18 protein-coding genes, 1 other RNA gene and 1 riboswitch are annotated in these 21,528 nt (G+C 44.1%); of the genes, 15 read left to right on the top strand and 4 right to left on the bottom strand.

Annotated features, from left to right (window positions below):
- The first annotated feature begins 59 nt into the window (after positions 1-59).
- The 4 genes from hppD (at position 60) to maiA (ending at position 4,105) form a co-directional block, all read left to right on the top strand.
- Positions 60-1,148 (top strand): 4-hydroxyphenylpyruvate dioxygenase, encoded by a 1,089-nt coding sequence (gene hppD / locus ACXAH6_RS05505; protein ID WP_474875641.1) that lies wholly within the window; start codon positions 60-62, stop codon positions 1,146-1,148.
- A complete protein-coding gene (locus tag ACXAH6_RS05500) occupies positions 1,141-2,295 on the top strand; it encodes a homogentisate 1,2-dioxygenase (protein WP_474875640.1) in 1,155 nt (384 codons plus the stop codon). Before hppD ends, ACXAH6_RS05500 begins: the two co-directional genes overlap by 8 nt.
- Positions 2,296-2,297: 2 nt before the next feature.
- Complete coding sequence (locus tag ACXAH6_RS05495; RefSeq protein ID WP_474875639.1) at positions 2,298-3,302, top strand: fumarylacetoacetate hydrolase family protein; 1,005 nt, start codon at positions 2,298-2,300, stop codon at positions 3,300-3,302.
- A 143-nt stretch (positions 3,303-3,445) separates the two neighbouring features.
- Complete coding sequence (maiA, locus tag ACXAH6_RS05490; RefSeq protein ID WP_474875638.1) at positions 3,446-4,105, top strand: maleylacetoacetate isomerase; 660 nt, start codon at positions 3,446-3,448, stop codon at positions 4,103-4,105.
- A 12-nt stretch (positions 4,106-4,117) separates the two neighbouring features.
- Here maiA and ACXAH6_RS05485 read toward each other — a convergent pair whose 3' ends face one another.
- Positions 4,118-4,585 (bottom strand): Lrp/AsnC family transcriptional regulator, encoded by a 468-nt coding sequence (locus ACXAH6_RS05485; protein ID WP_474875637.1) that lies wholly within the window; start codon positions 4,583-4,585, stop codon positions 4,118-4,120.
- A 191-nt stretch (positions 4,586-4,776) separates the two neighbouring features.
- Here ACXAH6_RS05485 and ACXAH6_RS05480 point away from each other — a divergent pair, with 191 nt between their 5' ends.
- Both ACXAH6_RS05480 and ffs read left to right on the top strand, forming a co-directional pair.
- Entirely contained in the window at positions 4,777-5,835 is a 1,059-nt protein-coding gene (locus tag ACXAH6_RS05480) for a Glu/Leu/Phe/Val dehydrogenase dimerization domain-containing protein (RefSeq protein ID WP_474875636.1), read from the top strand.
- A 93-nt stretch (positions 5,836-5,928) separates the two neighbouring features.
- An RNA gene (gene ffs, locus ACXAH6_RS05475) (signal recognition particle sRNA small type) lies at positions 5,929-6,025 on the top strand.
- Between the two features lie 33 nt (positions 6,026-6,058).
- Here the strand turns inward: ffs and ACXAH6_RS05470 are convergent.
- A complete protein-coding gene (locus tag ACXAH6_RS05470) occupies positions 6,059-6,343 on the bottom strand; it encodes a late competence development ComFB family protein (RefSeq protein WP_474875635.1) in 285 nt (94 codons plus the stop codon).
- A gap of 239 nt (positions 6,344-6,582) precedes the next feature.
- On the opposite strand from ACXAH6_RS05470, the gene ACXAH6_RS05465 reads away from it, so the two are divergent.
- The 8 genes from ACXAH6_RS05465 (at position 6,583) to ACXAH6_RS05430 (ending at position 16,591) form a co-directional block, all read left to right on the top strand.
- Positions 6,583-7,683 carry a tryptophan 2,3-dioxygenase family protein gene (locus ACXAH6_RS05465; RefSeq protein WP_474875634.1) on the top strand — a complete coding sequence of 367 codons (1,101 nt, stop codon included), beginning with the start codon at positions 6,583-6,585 and terminating at the stop codon, positions 7,681-7,683.
- A 363-nt stretch (positions 7,684-8,046) separates the two neighbouring features.
- Entirely contained in the window at positions 8,047-10,689 is a 2,643-nt protein-coding gene (locus ACXAH6_RS05460; RefSeq protein ID WP_474875633.1) for a TonB-dependent receptor, read from the top strand.
- A 955-nt stretch (positions 10,690-11,644) separates the two neighbouring features.
- Positions 11,645-12,409 carry a DUF3450 domain-containing protein gene (locus tag ACXAH6_RS05455; RefSeq protein WP_474875632.1) on the top strand — a complete coding sequence of 255 codons (765 nt, stop codon included), beginning with the start codon at positions 11,645-11,647 and terminating at the stop codon, positions 12,407-12,409.
- A 6-nt stretch (positions 12,410-12,415) separates the two neighbouring features.
- On the top strand, positions 12,416-13,774 hold the full coding sequence (locus ACXAH6_RS05450; RefSeq protein WP_474875631.1) for a MotA/TolQ/ExbB proton channel family protein: 1,359 nt from the start codon (positions 12,416-12,418) through the stop codon (positions 13,772-13,774).
- Between the two features lies 1 nt (position 13,775).
- Positions 13,776-14,300 carry a MotA/TolQ/ExbB proton channel family protein gene (locus tag ACXAH6_RS05445; RefSeq protein ID WP_474875630.1) on the top strand — a complete coding sequence of 175 codons (525 nt, stop codon included), beginning with the start codon at positions 13,776-13,778 and terminating at the stop codon, positions 14,298-14,300.
- An 11-nt stretch (positions 14,301-14,311) separates the two neighbouring features.
- The gene (locus ACXAH6_RS05440) at positions 14,312-14,710 is read left to right on the top strand and encodes an ExbD/TolR family protein (protein ID WP_474875629.1); all 399 of its coding nucleotides are present in this window, start codon (positions 14,312-14,314) and stop codon (positions 14,708-14,710) included.
- A 1-nt stretch (position 14,711) separates the two neighbouring features.
- Positions 14,712-15,323, top strand: a complete 612-nt coding sequence (locus ACXAH6_RS05435) for an energy transducer TonB (RefSeq protein ID WP_474875628.1) — start codon at positions 14,712-14,714, stop codon at positions 15,321-15,323.
- A 2-nt stretch (positions 15,324-15,325) separates the two neighbouring features.
- Positions 15,326-16,591: a tetratricopeptide repeat protein gene (locus ACXAH6_RS05430; protein WP_474875627.1), complete on the top strand. Its 1,266-nt coding sequence runs from the start codon at positions 15,326-15,328 to the stop codon at positions 16,589-16,591.
- Positions 16,592-16,650: 59 nt separating this feature from the next.
- On the opposite strand, the gene ACXAH6_RS05425 is transcribed toward ACXAH6_RS05430, so the two are convergent.
- Entirely contained in the window at positions 16,651-18,762 is a 2,112-nt protein-coding gene (locus ACXAH6_RS05425) for a GNAT family N-acetyltransferase (RefSeq protein WP_474875626.1), read from the bottom strand.
- 64 nt (positions 18,763-18,826) lie between these two features.
- Here ACXAH6_RS05425 and ACXAH6_RS05420 point away from each other — a divergent pair, with 64 nt between their 5' ends.
- A complete protein-coding gene (locus ACXAH6_RS05420; protein ID WP_474875625.1) occupies positions 18,827-19,246 on the top strand; it encodes an acyl-CoA thioesterase in 420 nt (139 codons plus the stop codon).
- On the opposite strand, the gene ACXAH6_RS05415 is transcribed toward ACXAH6_RS05420, so the two are convergent.
- Entirely contained in the window at positions 19,236-20,984 is a 1,749-nt protein-coding gene (locus tag ACXAH6_RS05415; protein ID WP_474875624.1) for a helix-turn-helix domain-containing protein, read from the bottom strand. The two genes, ACXAH6_RS05420 and ACXAH6_RS05415, sit on opposite strands and share 11 nt — an antisense overlap.
- A 403-nt stretch (positions 20,985-21,387) precedes the next feature.
- A riboswitch (TPP riboswitch) is annotated at positions 21,388-21,487 on the top strand.
- Positions 21,488-21,528 lie beyond the last annotated feature (41 nt).

Raw genomic sequence — 21,528 nt, 5'->3', positions numbered from 1 at the left:
TTCCCAAAACCTCTTGAGCGGGTTTATTGTGAACATAATGTTAATATGGGAGCAATAACGTGGAAGCACAAAACTATAACCCGCTAGGCACAGACGGATTTGAATTTGTTGAATATACCGCTGCAGATGAGCAGGGCATCAAAGCGCTAAAAGAACTCTTCAGTACCTTTGGTTTCGCCGAAGTGGCAAAGCATCGTTCAAAAGCGGTGTGGTTATATAAGCAGGGCGACGTTAATTTTATTGTTAATGCGCAACCTTCTTCCCACGCAACAGAGTTTGCGGCAAAACATGGTCCAAGTGTATGTGGAATGGCATTTCGAGTACAAAATGCTGGTGCGGCAGTCGCACATGCCATTGATAATGGCGGCAAACCTGTTATTGGCAACTTAGGGCCTATGGAACTCAATATTCCGGCTATTTATGGAATTGGCCACAGTACCTTGTATTTTGTCGATCGTTACGGTGATAGCACCATCTACGATGTTGATTTTAACTTCTACGATAATTGGCAATCGTTAATGGCAGAAGCCGATACAGGGCTTCAATACGTCGACCACCTCACTCATAACGTTCACCGTGGCAACATGGCAGTGTGGGCAGAGTTTTATGAAAATATCGGTAACTTCAGAGAGATTCGCTATTTCGATATCGAAGGTAAGCTAACGGGGCTAGTTAGCAAAGCCATGACCTCTCCATGCGGCAAAATCCGTATTCCAATTAATGAATCTTCGGACGACAAATCGCAAATTGAAGAGTTTATCCGCGAATACAACGGTGAAGGCATTCAGCATATTGCTATGTCGACAGACAACATTTACCAAACAGTGGCGGCACTGAAGGCGCGAGGCATGAACTTCATGACAACGCCAGACACTTACTATGAAGCTGTGAATAAGCGTGTGCCGGGGCATGGAGAGTCTTTAGATGAACTGCATCGCTTGAACATTCTCATTGATGGCGCGCCTATGAAGGATGGCATTTTACTGCAGATTTTCACCGATACCGTGATTGGGCCTGTTTTCTTTGAAATTATCCAACGCAAGGGTAATGAAGGCTTTGGAGAGGGTAATTTTAAAGCGCTGTTTGAGTCGATTGAGCAAGATCAGATCCGCCGCGGTGTGATCACGGAAGACAAAGCGCATGCGTAATCGCATTCAATTTCCATTGGCAAAAGGCGTGTGTTCAAGGCAGGCGCACGCTGATTTGCCAGAACGTGCGCCTTTCGAACGGGAAATCGGGCGCGATGGTTTTTTTGGTGCCGCAACTCATATGCATCATAAGCATGCACCTACAGGCTGGACGGAGTGGGAAGGGGAGCTTCGCCCGCGTTTATTCGATCTTAACGAACTCGCCGCCAACAAACCGTTGAATTCGCCATTCCAAGCGTCAGTGCTTTTGTACAACGCGCATTGTCGTTATCGCATTTGGCATTGCGAAAGCCCAATGCAACGTCTTGCGCGCAACGCAGATGGCGATGAGTTGTTATTCATTCACAAAGGCAGCGGTGATTTGTTTTGTGATTATGGTCACATGACAGTAAGAGATGGCGATTACATCGTTATCCCGCGCTCAACTATGTGGCGAATGAGTCCAAAAGAGCCCATGGTAATTTTGCTGATAGAAGCCACTAATGATTGCTATCAGTTGCCGGATAAGGGGATGTTAGGCAGTCATGCTGTATTTGACCCTGCAGTGTTAGATACACCCGATATCAATGACACCTTTTTAGCCCAACAAACAGAAGAGACTTGGCAGGTTGAAGTTAAGCGCCACAATCAAATATCGCGTATTACTTACCCGTTCAACCCTCTGGATGCACAGGGCTGGCATGGTGACTTAAGTGTTGTACGACTCAATTGGCGAGATATTCGCCCGATCATGAGTCATCGGTATCATTTGCCACCTTCTGCACATACCACGTTTGTCGCTTCACGATTCGTGATCTGCACCTTTGTACCTAGGCCAGTTGAAAGTGATCCCGGTGCGCTCAAAGTCCCGTTTTATCACAACAACGACGATTTCGATGAAGTGCTGTTTTACCACGCGGGTAATTTCTTTAGTCGCGACAATATCGACGCCGGCATGGTGACTTTCCATCCTGCTGGATTCACACACGGTCCACACCCCAAAGCGTATGCAAACAGTATTGAGAAGCCAAAAGACTTTATAGACGAAGTGGCAGTGATGCTAGATACGAGAGACGCGTTGCATTTTAGCGACGAAGCAGCATCGGTAGAAAATAAACAATATGTGTACAGTTGGCGTAGCCATGCTAACAAGCCTCGGGAGGCATAATCATGAAGTTAGCAACCTATAGAAATGGAACCCGAGACGGCCAATTAATGGTGGTAAGTCGGGATTTAACCTTGTGCTGCCCAGCGCAAGCGGCCAGTACGTTGCAGCAAGCATTGGATAGCTGGGAATCGATCAGTGTGAAACTGGCATCTGAATATCACGCGCTGAATCATCGAGATATCGAAGGGCAGGTGTTTGACCAAACTCAGTGCCTGTCTCCACTTCCCCGTGCTTATCATTGGGCTGATGCCAGTGCTTACGTGAATCATGTGGAGCTTGTTAGAAGAGCGCGAGGGGCAGAAATTCCCGAGTCTTTCTGGAGTGACCCCCTTATGTACCAAGGTGGTTCAGATGACTTCATTGGACCAACAGAGAATATCGTGTTGCCCAGTGATGAATGGGGCGTGGACTTTGAAGCCGAGATAGCCGTAGTTACTGATGATGTGCCAATGGCGATTTCGGCCCAAGATGCAGCAAAACATATCAAGCTAGTCATGCTAGTGAATGATGTGTCATTGCGTGGTCTCATTCCTGGAGAACTCGCCAAAGGCTTTGGTTTTTACCAGTCAAAACCCGCAAGTGCGTTTTCGCCTGTCGCCGTGACACCGAATGAATTCGGTGAACATTGGCAAAACAACAAGCTTCATTTGCCTTTGTTGAGCGAACTAAACGGCGGTTTATTTGGTAAGCCCAATGCGGGGGAAGACATGACCTTTGACTTTGCCACTTTGATTGCTCATGCAGCCAAAAGCCGGAATCTCGGTGCTGGCGCAATTGTGGGCTCAGGTACGGTGTCGAATAAGCAGGGGACTGATCATGGTTCATCCATTGCGGATGGTGGAGTGGGTTACTCCTGTATTGCCGAAGTACGCATGATTGAAACCATTCGAGATGGCCAACCTTCCACACCATTTATGAAGTTTGGTGACAGCATTCGCATTTCTATGAAAGACGGAAACGGTGAATCTATTTTTGGGGATATCAACCAAACGGTAACGTCACTCTAGACCTGATCCCCTGCTATCCTGCCATTGTCCATAGATGGCAGGTTTTCTTGACTATAGTAAAAATACCTTTGTGGTCAAAGGATTCACACTTTTTACAGACCCACCTATACTTAAACTAACAATAATTAAAAACGAGGCTTGTGATGAGCTTAAAACTTTATGGGTACTGGCGTTCCTCGGCGACATATCGCGTACGTATTGCGCTCAATTTAAAAGGGCTGGAATACGAATACGTACCCGTGCATTTGGTTAAAGATGGCGGAGAGCAGCGCAAACCGAGCTATCAATCAATGAATCCTGCTGAGCTTGTCCCCACTTTTGTCGACGATGACGAAGACATTATCCTTAACCAATCACTTAGTATCATTGAATACTTAGACGAGCGTTACGACAACGGTGTTAAGCTGTTGCCTAACCACTCGGTGGAAAAAGCCCGTATTCGCGCGCTGGCCCATGATATTGCGTGCGACATTCAGCCTTTAGGTAATCTACGCGTATTACAGACTCTTGAATCGCAGTTTGGTGCCAGTTCTGAGCAGCAACAAGCTTGGTGCAGGAACTGGATAGAACAGGGGTTTAAAGGAATTGAACAGCGCTTAGCGACACAAGCGGGAAAATATTGCTTCGACTTTGATGTGACGTTAGCTGATGTGTGTTTGGTGCCACAAGTGTATAACGCCAAACGATTTAATGTAGATCTGACGCAGTTCCCATTGATTAAAAAGATCGATGAAAACTGTGCGGCTTTGCCTGCGTTCGCAGATGCTCTACCAGAAAACCAAAGTGACGCGCCTAAATCATAGGCGCGTTGTTACTTAGCTGTTTTTTATCGGCAGTGCCGTGGTATTTTTCACTTGCTTAAGCGCAAAGGTTGAGCTGAGGTGATCAACCAAAGGAAGGTGGGTTAACTTGGATTTTAGCAAGTACTCGTATTCCTCGATGCTTTCGACGATGACTTTGAGTAAGTAATCTTTTTCACCGCTGGTGGTATGGCACTCAACAATTTCGTCGATAGATTGCACTGCATTTTCAAAATCAGTGAGTGAATCACCATCGTGGTTTTTTAGCGTTACATAGATAAATACTGAAACGCCAAGATTGAGTTTTTTACCGTTGAGAAGGGTGACCTTTTTAAGGATAATGCCCTCCGCTTCAAGACGTTTCACTCTTCGCCAACATGGCGTGTGTGATAGCCCTACTTGCTGGCTTAAGTCTGCCATTGAAACAGTGGCATCTTGTTGCAGCACGCGAAGGATTTCGCGGTCAAATTTGTCGAGTTTCATTTCTGTCGCACTCACAACTATTATGATAATTATTATATGATATTTATTATACTAGGATATATATCCTAATTCAGTCTATATCATAAGAAACATCTTTCGATTTGTAAATCTCAACAGTAAAAACAAGCAAGGCTTGTCCTCTCGTCTCTAGGCTAAACTTACGCCATTCTAACCCTATATAAATAAGTATTATGGCTGTATTTGATCACGCTGAATTTGATAACCACGAACACGTTGCTTTTTATCATGATGAAGCGGCGGGCCTGAGTGCGATTATTGCTGTGCACAACACTAACCTTGGTCCTGCTTTGGGCGGTTGCCGTATGTGGCCTTATGTAAATAGTGAAGCGGCCCTAACTGATGTACTGCGGTTGTCAAAAGGAATGACTTATAAAGCTGCAATGGCAAAAGTGGCACTGGGTGGTGGCAAGTCTGTGATCATCGGCGATCCACGTAAAGATAAAACCCCTGAAATGATGAAAGCCATGGGCAAATTTGTTGAGTCTCTCGGTGGTAAATATTTTACAGCAGAAGATTCTGGTATCGCGGTTACTGACCTACAAACCATGGCGACAGAGTCTGAATTTATTGCCGGAACATCTGCCAAATACCATGTGTTAGATGGTGTTGCTGACGGTAATCCAGCACCATCAACGGCTTATGGGGTGTTTGTGGGGCTTCGCGAATCCGTGCGCTATGCTTTTGGTTCTTCATTAAAAGGCAAGCGTGTCGCTATTCAGGGTATGGGTCATGTGGGTTACCGTTTGGCCAAGCATTTATTTGAAGAAGGCGCAGAACTGATAGTCACCGACATTTTCCCTGAGGGGGTTGAGCGAGCGGTAAAAGAGCTGGGTGCGATTGCTGTATCACCCGAAGAAATTTATTCAGTAGACGCCGACGTGTTTGCTCCTTGTGCTCTAGGTGCAACAGTAAATGACGAAACAGTTGCGCAATTGAAAGTGAAAGTAATCGCTGGCGCGGCTAACAATCAGCTTGCGCGTGAGGACATTGGCGAAGTGCTGCAAGAAAAAGGCATTTTGTACGCACCAGACTACGTTTTAAACGCCGGGGGAATTATTGATATTTTCCATCAGCGTATGCCATCGTCGTCAAATGCCGCCATGCGTAGTCATATTGAGGCAATTGGCGATACGCTACGTGAAATTTATGAGCGTGCAGATGCCGAAGGTGTGGCGACGAATCGCGTTGCCAATACCATCGCTGAAGAACGATTTTCGCATAAGGGTTGAAACTTAGGTCTCAAATCGTCATAATGCGCCCCGCGCTAGCAAGTCAGACTTTTTAGCGCGGCGAGTTTCGACTCAACAGTGTCTATGGTGGGCTTTTGGTCCTCTCGCAATGATACTCTGTGGACTCGGTCAGGCCCGGAAGGGAGCAGCCGCAGCAGACGACTCATGTGCCGGGATGTGGCTGGGGGCCTGCCACCCACTCTACTGCTTCCGTCAGTGTTAGTTATACAGCCTTATTCTTCGATTCTTCTTCTGTACTATTCAAAAAGCGAATAGCTTTGTCTACCGCGTTAATAACGTTCATTTCCATTTGTTGTCGCTCACTTTGCGGTAAATAAAATGCCATGTCTACTTCATAGCGAATATAGCGGGGCGGCACTTGATTTAGTGCTAAACAACATACATCGGCGAGATAATCCGGTGATTTCGTTTTTTCTAATGCCAGCTTACTAATACGATCAAGCACTAAATGTTCATAGTAATTATGGATATCATCATCCATCTTCATGATACACGTTCCTTTTTTGTTAATTCACAGCTACCTACGACGACACGGATTTTCGCACGGGTGTCAGCCAAATCTTCTTAAGTGTAGAAATAGTCGAGCAATTTGCCATTTATTTTGTTTGTGAATTTTACCGTTAGGTGACATTTACATGAATGTGAAACATCAGCCTCTTCCGTGTCGCCCTGAAAAATCTGTCAACGTGCTACACTGGCGCTTAATAATGATAACGAGAAAACGACATGAAAAAGCATATTACCCCCTGTTATTACGGCGACTATTTGGCATTAGACAAATTACTTGGCGCGCAGCAATTACAAAGCGCTCAATACGGAGATGCCGCACACGATGAAATGTTATTTATTATCGTGCATCAGGTTTATGAACTCTGGTTCAAACAAATTTTGCATGAACTCAATGCGGTTATCGCCGCTTTTATGGATGATGATCTGAAAGATGACGAATTAACGCTTGTTGTGTCTCGGCTTCAACGGATTAGCCAAATTCAGTCGCTGTTGATCGATCAAATGGCGGTAATGGAAACCATGACACCACAGCAATTCCTATCGTTTAGGGATTATTTGGTACCTGCTTCCGGTTTTCAAAGTATTCAATTTAAACAACTTGAAATATCACTTGGCTTGAAACGAGAATATCGGATTGATTTTGACCAAGAGAGTTTTTATCAGCGACTAAATGATGAAGATAGGGCTTGGCTTACCGAACTTGAAACTAAGCCCAGTTTGTTTGAGCGCGTAGACGCTTGGTTAGCAAGACTTCCGCTACTCCAGTTTGAAGACTTTGCATTTTGGGAACACTACAAAAGTGCCACTCACAAAATGTTATCGGAAGATCAGGAAACAATCGAAACTAACTCCACGTTGAGTGATGCAGAAAAGCAAAAAGAACGAGATGCTCTAGCAAGTACTCGTGCTCACTTCGAAGCCTTGTTCGATGCAGCGCAATATGAGGAATTGAGAAGTGAAGGGCAGTTTAGGCTGTCGCACAAAGCGTTGTTGTCGGCATTGTTTATTAAACAATATTCGGAAGAACCAATTTTTAACTTACCTTTCCAGGTCATTACCCTACTGACAGATATCGATGAAAAGTTCACGCTGTGGCGATACCGCCACGCCATGATGGTACAAAGGATGATAGGTACTAAATTAGGTACTGGTGGTTCGTCGGGACATCATTATTTAAAGCGAACTACAGAGTCGAATCGCGTGTTCTTAGATTTCTTCAATATGGCGACATTTCTTTTACCGAAGCACGCACTGCCTTGTTTACCCCCTCATATTCTCAGAGCAACCGGATTTTATTTTCGCGGGAGTGGTCAATAAGTAATCAAATATTGCGGAATTATAACAAAAACTGACCAAAATTTACTTTGTTACACTTTTGTCAAAAGTGTGTCTGGGGAGACGAAAAACACAGTATCTGAGTTGAGGTGTATTGGTTTGTGTGTTTTTCGTTCGGCGGGGTTATACTTTTGTATAATAGTGTAATGTCAGGTTTACGAAAAGCGTGAAAATAAACAAAAAAATATTGAACTTTTCTGGAATGCCCCTGAAAGCAGGTTGACCGTCTTCCATCGATATGTATATTATCAATCCGAGGTTTTTATACCTTCTAATAATAAGTCGTATCAAAACGATTTAAAAATAAACACTAAAACAGAGTTTAGTGGTCCAGGGAGACAATACATGTTTACAAACACTAAGTTAGCAAAGTCAGTGCGTCTGGCTTGCGCTTTCGGTGCTGCGGCAGCAGCCTTTTCTGTGCAATCAGTGAATGCACAAGAAACACCTGACGAAGAAGAAGCACAAGTTACTGAGCGTATTTCAGTAACAGGTTCACGTATCAAGCGTGTTGATATGGAATCTGTTTCTCCAGTAACCGTGATTACATTCGAAGACATTGAGTTGTCAGGCGATACTACTGTAGCGGACGTTATGCGAAATTCATCGGTTAACTCCTTCGGTTCGTTCCGCGGACAATCAGGTTACGGTGCGGGCGCTGGTGCATCTAGTGAAGTTAACCTTCGAGGTTTAGGTTCTGGTGCTACATTGGTATTGGTTGACGGTCGTCGTCTTCCAGGTGTGGGTTATGATGGTGGTTCAACTGCCGATTTGTCAATGATTCCAATGGCAATAGTTGAGCGTATCGAGATACTTCGAGATGGGGCATCAGCTGTATATGGTTCAGATGCGATTGCCGGTGTAATTAATATTATTACCAAAAAAGATGTTGAGGGTGTGAATCTCACCTTTTCTTACGAGCAACCTGGTGTTGAAGGTGGGACAGTACGTCGTTATTCGTTTTCAGCAGGCGCTACGTCAGACAGAGGTAGTGTAGTAGTTATCGCTGAACACGAAAATAGAGACCAGGTCGCAGATACGGCAGTAACTGGCTCTTTTAGTCAAGGATTGTTTGGTGATTATTACTACGGTGACTATTCATCTTTCTCTCCTGTTGCGCGATTCCAAGTTAGCGACGACAGCGCGGGATCATTGGACGGTACATACGCAACCAACGCAGAGTTGTGTGGCGAGGTACCTGATACATCGTACGAAGATGGTTATTGTGGCTATTATTATGGTAACGTGACTTGGTTATATGGTGCTTCTAAGAAAGACAGCATTATGACTAAAGTTTCTTACGACTTGACTGATGATATCGTTTTCAAAGGACGTTTTTCTGGTATACAAACCAGTACGCAAACACGTTACGCACCAACTCCTGTATCAACAACGACCATTACGATTGATAAAGATAACGCTATGAATCCTTTTGGTTATGACGGACTGGTCCGTTATCGTACAGCCACTAAAGGGACTCGTGATACGTTTACTGATAAAACGACAATGGAAGCTGTATTAGGTCTCGAAGGCTTGGTGTCATTCTCAGATTACGATTTTGATTGGCAACTATATTATCAGAGAACCAACGCTAAAGAAGTTTCTGCAAATACCAATTTGGTAAATGACGAAAAATTTCAACAGCTAATTGATGATGAATTAGTCGACCTTTGGAATGTACAAGGATTAAGTTATGACGACTGGCTAGCGTATAACGATGCTGCGTTAGACACAGTAATGCATACCGGTTACTACCAAGTCAGTCAATTAAGAGATATCGTTGACGGGAACATCGGTGGTGAAATATTCAACGCGGGTGAGTTTAGTGTTAGTTTAGTTGTTGGGTTTGAGTATTCGAACCTAGACTTTACACAAATGAGTGACCCAGAATCAGGCCTTGGTATCATTTCTGGTGGGTCGGGCGGTGACGATGTATTTGCGACTCGAGAACGTCAGTCGTACTATACTGAAGTCGCTGTAGCGATGCCTTTCAACATCGAATTATCTGCTGCATTGAGATATGACGGCTATGAGATGGAAGGTGACACAGGTGATCAATTCGAAAAAGCTGAGTTTTCTGATACCGTGCCAAAGCTGGGTATTTCTTGGCGTCCAATTGATGATTTATTGGTTCGAGCAAGTTGGGGGGAAGCTTTCCGCGCTCCAACTATGTCACAAATGTTTGCTAGTCGTTCTTTTGGTTTCCCTGGCGCCTATGACCCGTACTATTGTGACACTCTAGGTAATGCTACCAGCGATACTAACTATTGTAATCCAAGTCAACAGCACTTAACTTGGAATGGCGGTAACCCAGAGTTGCAACCAGAAACTTCAGAATCATTAACGCTAGGTGTTGTTTATAACTTAACGGATGATTTATCGTTGGAGTTAAGTTACTACGATTATGATTACGTGGATAAGATTGAATCAGTGAGTTTGACTGATATCCTTTCAGTTGATTTGGATGGCACGTCTCCGAATGTTTATCGTTTGAGTAACGGTCAAATCGACTATGTTGTTTCTGGTTACGCTAATCTTAATAGCGTTAAAACCAATGGTTTCGATGTAACTCTAGGTTACGACCTTGAGACCGGCTATGGGGATATCGGCGTAAACTTTGAAATGTCTAAGGTCTTAGAGTACTCGGAGGAAGGCACGGATTTAGCTGGTGAACTCTTCTATCCTGATATGCGAGGCAACCTTACTTTAGACTGGTCTAAGGAAGATTTTACAGCCTCTTGGCGTATTTTATATATCGGTGAACATGGAGATTCGTTATACGCTGGTTATAAGTACCCAGACTCATATATGAAACATAATATTACAGCAGGTTATGTTTTAAATGAAAACTTCAGAGTCACAGTAGGTATTAATAACCTTACTAATGAGTTTGAAGCGTATTACCCTGGTGGTTGGAGAGGTTTTGACGACTATAACTTTGACCCGTTAGGTAGAACATACTATTTAAGACTTCAAGCTGATTTTTAATTTAGCACAGAAGCTATAGCTTATAATAAGTGTTTAGTCTGAAAACCCCTCTGCTTTAGAGGGGTTTTTTTTGGCCTTTAGTTGATAGTTAAACCTGAACTGTCAACTAACGAAAGGCTATATATCCAATCTCGGACAAATTGGCGCTAACCGACTTAGCTGTTTATGGGAGTTCACTATATGAACATTTTGATCTGATTGCAGGTCTCTGTTTAGCTGAATGAAGTCATTTATCTTGTCGATTTATTTGATCGTTGGTCATAGCTCCTACCACCGTCTGTGATGAAGAGCTAACCTAATATCAAAATCGAGTTGTAAATAATATTTATTAAATCGGTACCGCAGCCTGGTTGTGCGTCTTATTGTCAAACTAATCAAAGAATATATCTGCTCGATTGATCTCTATGATGAGATTTTGAAATACTTGGTTAAAAGCGATCATCCTTCAGTATATTGTCCATATCTATTGATGCGACTGAGGTAAAAAGCGTAATTTGAGAGACAAACGACATCAAAACCTGCCATGCATATGTAAGGATTAAATCCTGACGTTTTATATACATTTGATGCATAGATAAGCACTCGTCCGAAAACATCCATATTGGAATAATCAAAATGGTAAGACCTGTTTCGGTGCGGTTTTGAGTGTGTCAACTGTAATGAATGTCGATCAAAAGTGGGTAGGTAGAGATAATAAATATATTCGATAATTTATGGTTTAACGTCTTAATTGCTTATTGATTGAGCGGTTGAGCCATTATTAGCAGGGTGTAAAGAGCGTGTTACTTGACTCGTTCTGTACTTCCGTGTGAGTATAAGAAGTTAGTAGTATTGGCGTACTAACGGCAATAACTACCTTCCTACAAAAAATTTGTAAAAAGTTTATACGCCCCTTGTCTTGCAATCGCAGAGACAAGGATTCAAAAAAAGAAATTGGTTGGGAACTATGTCCAAAATGAGCAAGAGAACTCTTATTGCTTCTACTGTTATGGGTGCATTCGCACTAACAGGTAGTGCAGTCGTCTCTGCAGACCCTTTGAATGACCTTCACAAAGAAGAAGCGAAGATTCATGCGGCTGCAGCTAAATCTCAAGAAAAAATCAACTCTCTGTTTGAGCAGTCTCAAGAATTGCTAGTTGAATATCGTGCTGTTATCGACGAAACAGAAAACCTAAAGATTTACAACGATTACTTGGCAAGCCTTGTGGCTGACCAACAACGCGGCATCGACTCTCTTCAGCGTCAAATCGACAGCATCGAAGCGACTAAGAAAGGTATCGTACCTTTGATGTTCCGCATGATCGAAAGCTTGGAAAAATTCATCGAGCTTGACGTACCAATTAACCTAGAAGAGCGTCGTGAGCGTGTTGCACGTCTACGCGATCTTATGGCTAACTCTGAAGTTACTGTTTCTGAGCAGTTCCGTCAGGTTATCGAAGCTTATCTAGTAGAAAACGAATACGGCACAAAAATTGACTCTTACCAAGGCACGCTTACTGCTAACGGTACTGAGAACACAGTTGATTTCTTCAACTTAGGCCGTACTGCTTTGCTTGCTCTATCTTTGGATCAGAGACACGCTTGGGTTTGGGATAACAATGCTCGCGATTGGCAAGTACTTGGTGACGAGTACCTTAGCTCTGTAGTTGATGCAGTTAAAATGGCTAATGGTCAGATTCCAATTAATTTGATTAAACTACCAATTAAAGCAGCGGAGTAAGCGTTAATGAAGCCCGTATTTAAATCTCTTCTAGCCGCTGCAACCATGGCGGTACTAGCAACTGGTGCACAAGCTCAAGAAGCCAGCACTCTGCAAGATTTGCTAGAACAAGTTAAGAAAAACCGTGTTTCTGAAACACGTATCAATGAACAGCGTGAAGCGGAATTCCGCTCTGACCGTTCTGACAAGCAAGCTTTGTTGCGTAAAGCGCAAGGTCAATTGAAAGCTGAGCAAGACCGCGGTGACCGCCTAGCTAAGCAATTCTCTGACAACGAAACAACGTTGAACGAGAAAGCAGCTGAACTAGACCAAGCTACTGGTACTCTTGGTGAGATGTTCGGTGTTGTTCGTCAAGCGTCTTCTGAAGCTTACGGCCGTATCTCTACTTCAATTGTAAGTGCACAATACCCAGGTCGTGGTGAGTTCTTGTCGCGTATGGCGGAAGAATCTCAAGGCCTACCAAACATTCAAGAACTTGAAGACCTTTGGTTTGCACTTCAAACAGAAATGACTGAGTCTGGTCAGGTTGCTAAATTCACGACTGACGTAGTAAGTCTTGAAGGTGGTACGTCTAGCCAAGAAATCGTTCGCGTTGGTACTTTTAACCTTATTGGTGAAGAAGGTTATCTTGCGTATGATGCAGATAGCGAAGTAGTACAACCTCTAGGTCGTCAACCAGATAGTCACCTAGTTGCTTCTGCTGAAGAACTACGTGCTGCAACTTCTGGCATCGTTCCTTTCTACGCTGACCCTTCACAAGGCCAACTTCTAGGTCTATTGAAGTCAAAAGCAACTATGTCTGAGCGTTATCACGCTGGTGGTGTTGTTGGTTATGTAATCACTGTTATGTTGGCTATCGGTATCCTAATCGGTATCTACAAGCTAGTAACATTGACTTCTGTTCAAGGCAAAATCCGTAGCCAGCTTAAAAACCCAGATGCACCTTCAGAGAAAAACCCTCTTGGTCGTATTCTTAAGGTTTACAAAGAGAACAAAAACGTTGACGCTGAAACTCTTGAGCTTAAGCTTGACGAAGCAATCCTTCGTGAGCTTCCTTCAATCGAAAGCGGTATCAACGTAATCAAAATCTTCTCAGCAATCGCTCCTCTACTTGGTCTACTAGGTACAGTATTGGGTATGATTGAAACTTTCCAAACCATCACACTATTCGGTACTGGTGACCCACGTATGATGGCGGGAAGTATCTCTATGGCATTGGTAACTACAGCTCAGGGTATCATCGCGGCATTGCCACTGATTCTTACTCACAGCATCGTAGCTTCTCGCAGCAAGTCTATCGTTCACATTTTGGACGAGCAAACTGCGGGTATCATTGCTGCTCACGCAGAGACGGAGAAAGCATAAGATGGGATACCTGATTGGATTATTCGAATCGGTCAGGGACTTTATCGCTACCGGCGGCAACGTATTGTACTTTGTTGCTGCCGCGCTCTTTCTCATGTGGGTTTTAATGATTGAGCGCTACTGGTATTTGACTTCAGTATTCCCAAAAGTGAAAAAAGATATTATCGCTAACTGGGATGCTCGAGCTGATACTACGTCATGGTATGCGCATAGAATCCGTGATGCGTGGATTTCTCAGGCTTCAGATGAACTGAACGCCCGTATGTTGATTATTCGTACGCTTGTAGCTATGTGTCCGCTTATCGGTCTACTAGGTACAGTTACAGGGATGATTAACGTGTTCGAGACAATGGCACAGCAAGGTACAAGTAACGCCCGTCTGATGGCTGGTGGTATCTCAATGGCAACAATTCCTACAATGGCAGGGATGGTTGCGGCGCTGTCTGGACTGTTTATCAGTTCGCGTCTTGAGACTAAAGCGAAAATCGCACGGGAAAGTTTGGTAGATAGCCTACCTCACCATTAGAGAGAGATATTATGGCTCGAAAAGTCAGAACCGAGGAAGAAGAAGCAGCGATTGACATGACGCCCATGTTGGACATCGTGTTTATCATGCTGATCTTCTTTATCGTGACGACGGTTTTCGTTAAAGAGGCCGGCGTCGAAGTATTAAAGCCTGAGGCCAACCGAGCATATCTTCACAAAAACGCTAACATCTTCATCGCGATCACAGAAGATGGTGCTGTTTGGTTAGATAAGCGTGAAGTAGCTCCTGAAGCGGTTAAGGCAAATTTAGAGCGATTGCTAAAAGAACAGCCAACGGATTACGTGGTAATTCAGGCCGACGAGAAAGCCAAACACGGTTTGGTAATCAAGGTGGCTGACCAAGTTAAAGCCTCTGGTATTGATCGCATTATGTATGCGGCAAGGGGGTAACATGGTACGTTTTATAGTTTCTATTCTTTTAGGCGCTGCAGTTGCTTTTGGTTTGTTTGTTATAATGGCGAAGTTGATTGAAAACTCAAACCGTCCATTAGAAGAAATTCCAGAAGTACCTGTAATTGATGTTGTGATGCAGGAACCGGATGACGAGACGCAAACGCGTACTCGTGTTCCACCTCCGCCTCCACCTCCGCCTCAACAGCCGCCAAAAGTGCAGCCAGTTGAGCCGGAAACTGCTGAGCCAGACGCGTCTGGTTTTAACATGAATATTCCCCAAGTTGACACGGGTGGTATTGGTGTAAATATCGGCGGTGTGGGTGCAATGCAGTCTGACGGTGATGCGACGCCAATCGTTCGTATCGACCCGAAATATCCACCTGAAGCTGCCCGTGATGGTAAAGAAGGTTGGGTAAAACTGCAGTTCACTATCAACGAACAAGGCGGTGTGGATGACATCGAAGTAATCGATGCTGATCCTAAGCGTATCTTCGACCGTGAAGCACGTCGTGCTTTGAGAAAGTGGAAGTACAAGCCTAAGATCGTTGACGGTAAACCTGTTAAGCAGCCTAACATGTTTGTGCAACTAGACTTTAAACTGGAGCAATGATCATGAAAAAATCACTGTTTAAAATGTCTGCAGTTGCTGTGGTTATGACACTGGGTGCAGCGATTTCTGCACCTGTGTTGGCCCAAACGAGTGCACCTGTTGTTTGTCCTGGTTACGAGAAGGGCAACACAACATTGGTTGGCGAACGTACTGGTAAGAAAGTTCAAAAAGCCTTTGAAGCCTATAACGAAGATTTGATGGATGAAGCGTTAAACATCCTTTACGAAATTGATCCTTCAGATGATTTCGACAAAGCCTACGTTAACCGTTTTATTGGTAACTTGTTGGCGGCTCAAGAGGGCCAAGCGAACAAGTCTATGGGCTACCTAGTATCAGCTGTTGAACCTAAGGTATTGAACGACCTTGAACATGCTCAAACACTTAAGCTTTTAGGTGATTTGAACATGTCAGTTGAGAAATACGCTGATGCAATCAAGTGGTACAAGAGTTGGATGGAGTTTACCTGTAAGGAAGACGCCGAAACCTATACTCGCGTAGCTAATGCGTATTTCCAGCTTAAGCAGTTCGATCAGGTTATTGAGCCAGCTGATAAAGCGATTGCACTTTACGAGAAACCAAACAAGAACCCTTACGTGTTGAAGCTTTCTGCTTTCCACGAGAGAAAAATGTCTGTTCAAGCTACTGAAGTGGCTGAAGAGTTGGTTCGCGTTTTCCCTGAAGAGAAGAAGTGGTGGACCCAACTAGGTCTGTTCTACATGCTTACAGAAGACTACAAAAAAGCGTTATCAACGTTTGAAATGTCTTATCAGCAGGGTTTCTTGGATAAAGAAAACCAAATCAAGACTCTGTCTCAGTTGTATGCAAGCAACGACATGCCGTTCAAAGCAGCGGAAGTGTTGAAAGCAAACATTGAATCAGGTCTGGTAGAGCGTTCGGCGGATAACTTGGCATCACTTGCTAATGCTTATCACCAAGCGTTGGAGTACAAATCAGCGGCTAAATTCTATAAAGAAGCTGCAGATATGACTTCTGATCCTGAATACTACCGTAAGCAGGGTGTACTACTATTGGTTGCAGAAGACTACAAAGGTGCAATTACTGCACTTGAAGCTGCTCTTGAGCGCGGCGTTGAAGAGCCTGCTAAAGTTCACTTCTCATTAATGGAAGCGAATTTCTATGCGGGTCGATTCAAAGCGGCTTACGAGTACGGCGAGCTTGCTAAGAAAGATCGTGCAATGCGACGCAATGCTAATGCTTGGTTACCTTATATCAAGCAAAAAGCAGATAACCGTGGCATCAAGATCTAATATTGATTAGCGTAAAAAAACCCCGAACTTGTTTCGGGGTTTTTTGTTTCTAGCGAAGCCTAATTGTCGTGATGTTTCAACAATAGGTTTTGTAATAGCGAAGTGATATTGTCTTTAACGAAACTGTCGACAAAGCGCTTTCCAGCAAGTTGGTATTTTCGAGCGAATGACACCTTGCTTATCGTAGGAGACAGATAATCCTTAATCATCGCGCGTGCAGTGGAGGTTTCAGGCATTACCAGCAATAGGTAATGAAGTAACACAATACAATGCATAAGAGAGCGCTGCTGCTGCTGTGTAAGCTGATACGCCATTTTGCGTAACGTCGCGAGTACAGATTCATCAGACAATAGGCGTTGCGCCTTAATTCTGTCTTCAGTTGATGCTAATTGATACAGTTTAAACAAAAGCGCTGAGTCGTCGTTTAGCCTTTTAGATAGAGGCTTTAACATCAACACACTTTTCTCTCCGCTACTCGGGTCAACATTTTGCCCGTCTCTTACAGGGCTGAAGCCACTTTGCTGCCAGAACCGACGTAGTCTATCAGTGTTACCGAAAGAGACGGTGAGGCCATCTTTACCACTTTGACCTGCAATATCCGCAATAAACTGTAGGATTCGCTTTCCAATATGCTGACTTTGATAGCCTTCTAGCACTGCTATTCGGTTAATACGCCAATAGTCATAACAAGCTAATTCAGCTTGTGCAGAAATGAGCGAGAGAGATTGGGCCGATAAATGGCCATTTACTCTCCTGTTACCTACAGCGATATCTGCCGCTAACGGTGATAATATTTCCCCCCCCTCATCGAGTAATATAGCAACGCCTACAATATTATTGTGGTAGTGCGCTATGACGAGGCGTGAATCACTGCTGTCTATCAATCTTAATATATCGTCTGGAGACGTTTGATAATGGGCGTATGAGAGCAGTGAGATAACTTGGCGTAACCTAGCGTTGGTAAGTTGTTTAACGTCGGCAAAATCCACACTTAACGTGCTTTCATCCATCCTATTCGCCACTTCAACGTTGTTGATGTGAGGGCGTGTGAAAACAGGTAGAGGCTGTGGCTGGAACAGTAATGCTGTAAGGGTGCTTTCCATTGTATCTTCCGGATACCAGCGCACTGGAGTATGCATGGAAATCTGGTTGAGTGCGGAGAAATGTTCGGACAAATAAGGGATAAAACGTTGATAGAAGCCTCGCCCAGTTCCCTCGTAACCGTCAATCGTAGAACTAAAAATGAGCGGCATACCGAGTTGAGAAAGTCTTTTCAGTTCCGGGAGTGGTAAATTTGCGGCTTCATCTATCATTAATACGGTTGTGGCGCACGGTTGGCACGCCTCACAACTTGTTGTTGTTTGCCATGTTAACTCAGCCCCCGTTACTACGTGCTGGCGAGTAAATTCATTGGTCGCACAAGTAGTATCTGTATCTATGTGTTTGAATAGCGAGGTTACCGCATTACTGTGTGCAGACGTCACTATAACCGAGCGACCTTGGGATAGTAGTTCGTTTGCGATTAAGCCCAGTAACGAAGACTTACCTCTGCCACGAGATGCAATTAACAAATTGGCGGTATCTGGGGTATCGAGGCAAGAGAGTATTTTTGTATGTGCTATTGCTTGATCTAGCGTTGCAAAAGGCAGTGGTGCGTTGGCATAGTGTTTGGCTGTTTTCTCAATAGGCAACCGAGCGGCACTGTCTTCTTGCCACATTGCAATCAAAGGGTCGGTGTTAAACGTATTAATGATGCTTTGTTTAATCGTACTGGCTATGGGAGGAAAGCCATAGCTCGACAATGCAAGAGTGCGTGGGTCTGAGTAACTGGCCCATGAAGATAGAGGAGGGCAGAGTACAACCAAAATGCCATGTCGTTTTATTACACCCGCACTTGCCAATAGCGCATTGGGTTGAAGGCCACTAAAGCTATTGTAAACGACAATGCCGTATTCGCTGCCCAAGAGCTTTTTATAGTGTTTTATGGCGATAGAACTGCACATTGGCGGCGCGTCATCACCAAGCCAAAGGGCATCTTGTTCACACGATGAAACGAGGTTGTTGGCGCTTTGTAAGCAAAAGGTTTCGCTACCGGAAATACACAGTATTTGTCGGTGAGATTTTGCATTTTCTCGCTTTTTTAACCACGAAAGTATGTCATTTACAGCCATAAAAACCGATTTTTCGGTATAATCATCAGTCCTTTATTTTACCTTTTGATTTACAGGATTTCGAATGCGTTTTTTGACTCGCCGCCTTGTTATGCCCAATGACCTTAACTATGCCTTGTCGCTTTTTGGTGGTCGTATTCTTGAGTGGATAGATGAAGAAGCGGCCATTTATGCCATTTGCCAGTTGGAAACTAACTGTTTGGTGACCAAGCACATTGGTGAAATAAGCTTTGAATCACCAGCTATGCAGGGAGATGTCGTTGAGTTTGGATTAAAAACTAAAGCGGTAGGTCGATCTTCAATTACGGTTAGTTGCTTGGTAAGAAATAAGGCGACAAAGAAAACCATCTGTTTTGCAGACGATATTGTTTTTGTGAAATTAAACCCTGAAACTCGTGCTCCTGAAGCTCATGGCAAAACCATGGAAAGCTTAGAAGCACAAACTCAAGAAGAACTTAAAACACTGAATGTGATCAGTGATTAAAACCCAGTTTTAATCGAATCGCATCGGCTTGTGGCGCAGAGATTGGGCTTTGTGCCAATGTCAGTTTAGCCCGTTCTTCACCGTTGAATATGTAATCAAAGGCGACGTAATTACATGTTCGTATTAATTTGGCCGCTTCAGATACCCCTTGATTCACTTCCCACAACACACGTGTCAACGATTTAGGTAGTCCCCAACGCAGTAACATGAGTGAAGAGGCGCCGTAGGGACACAGGCCCACGTCTTTTTTCAGCGCTTTGTGAAAGGCAACGATATCTTTATTTGCGCGCCAAATTTCAATGCTGCGTTCAGATAGCAAACAGTCTTTGTGGAAGATCACCAGCAGAGAAAGCAGCCCAAACATGGCGAGTTGAGTCAATATGGGTTTCTCGTCATCTTGTCCATGTGTTAATACGTCTATGAGAGTGCGACTCAGCAACATAGCGTCTGTTAGCCCTTGTACATTTTCAAACCGACTTTGGTCTGACAGGGCTTGCTGGGCGGCAAACGTAATGGCTAACTCTTGTACGGCATTGACGCCTAAGTTTCTGCCTATTGCTTGTTCTAAGTTACTAGGAGCGGCGCCAAACACCGCCTTATTTGCCTTGCCCATCACATGGGCATTAAACAGTGGATCTTGGCGTATTTTGGTGGCCAGGTTGGCAACGTTCAGTTGGTCATCTTTTAACGCGAGTATATCTTGCAGGGTACGAGGTAATGGCGGTAAATTTTCCACCGTATCAAGTAACGTAGTATTACCCCGCTGAAAACGCATACGATTACCCAACAGTCTGAGTTGACCTGCATTCACTCCAGTGACTTCTTTGAAACTTCTATCGAATGAACGCCTGTCGGCAAAGCCGAGGTCTTCAGCCAATTCGTCGACAGAGCAACCGGTGAGTAGTGCTCTCACCGCTTTTTCATGAATAAAGGTGCGAAGCAATTGACCAAACGGAATACGATTATCACGCAGCTCGCGTCGAAATAACGACTCAGACATAGATAGTTGTTGTGCCACATTGTCTACGCGCAGTTTAGCCGGATGCGGATGATGCTGAAATAACGCCAGTAATTTTTCTTCTAGAGGCGCTTCAAATCGTTTAGACAAGGCGTTTTTCAACATACTTTTTACTGTGTGGCTATGAAAGAAAGAATGCACCGAAAGCCATTTGGTCGCGAACCGGATCGACGTCTTATCACTCTCGCCGATAGCCGCTTTACTTACCGGTTGAATAAGCAGAGGTTCGCCGTTGGGAAAGAGTACTTCGCTGAAATCAAATTTTCGCCCCGCGAGGTGGCGACACAGTGCGAGCAAGTAGAGCAATTCGAATTGCATGAGGATTTCATGACCCACCGAGCGCCATTCGCAATGAACCATTTCTTTGCTAACCACAAACCGGTAATTTCGGCCGCTGCCCCACAATTGGTCTTTAAATCGCAATATTTGGTCGAGTGCTTCTCTGATATTTTCAACGGCCGACAAATAACACGGAAGGTTACCCATCATATTGAAGTCGAAGTAACTCAACAGCGATTGGCCGATGACCGGAAACGCTGATTCCGGTGCCAATGTCATCAAGGCGTGAGCGAGTTTTTCTTGTGGTAAATCGGCGGTCTCGATTTTACCAATCAAGGCCAGAACGGTTATATCGTGCTCATTGGCGAGCATTTTGTCACGGCGAAGTGCTAGGAGCGCACGTGTCACCGAAGACCAAAACAAGCCGTTATAAGGCGTCATGTAAAAATCCAAGAATAGCCATAAATAATTTTATATCACTAACTTACGTTAAAGTGTGAACAAATTTGTCCTGTTTCTACTGTAAACTGTCCTAGTTTTGCAAAAATATATCAATACACTGTATAGTATGAAACTTGATAAGTTAAGGCTTTGAAATATAAGCGTTGATTTGTCAAAACTGCTGACCGCTAAGCAGCAGTTCGTCTCAAGTCTGTTCACCGTGTTAGTCATTTTAATGATAAGACATCAGAATTGGTTTGAGATATGTCACAAAATGGTTGCGAAATTCGTATCCATGAAAACGCCCACGCTGTCACCGTGGGCGTTTTTGTTTTTACCGCCTCTTGACGATTCTTCCACTACTGTTAGACTGCAACCCGCATCGACGTGTTTACACATGTGGTGCAGAGCCAAGGGGTGCCGTCATCGGCTGAGATCCACAAATGGGAACCCTTAAACCTGATCCGGATAATACCGGCGTAGGAATGGTACAACACGACACCTGATTACCTGCCGTATAAAGCCGGATCTTTTTTCTTATAAA

This window comes from Alteromonas sp. ABE4_545, assembly GCF_056161325.1.
The sequence above is the reverse complement of the archived record's forward strand: the minus strand, read 5'-3'. Positions and strand labels throughout refer to the sequence as shown.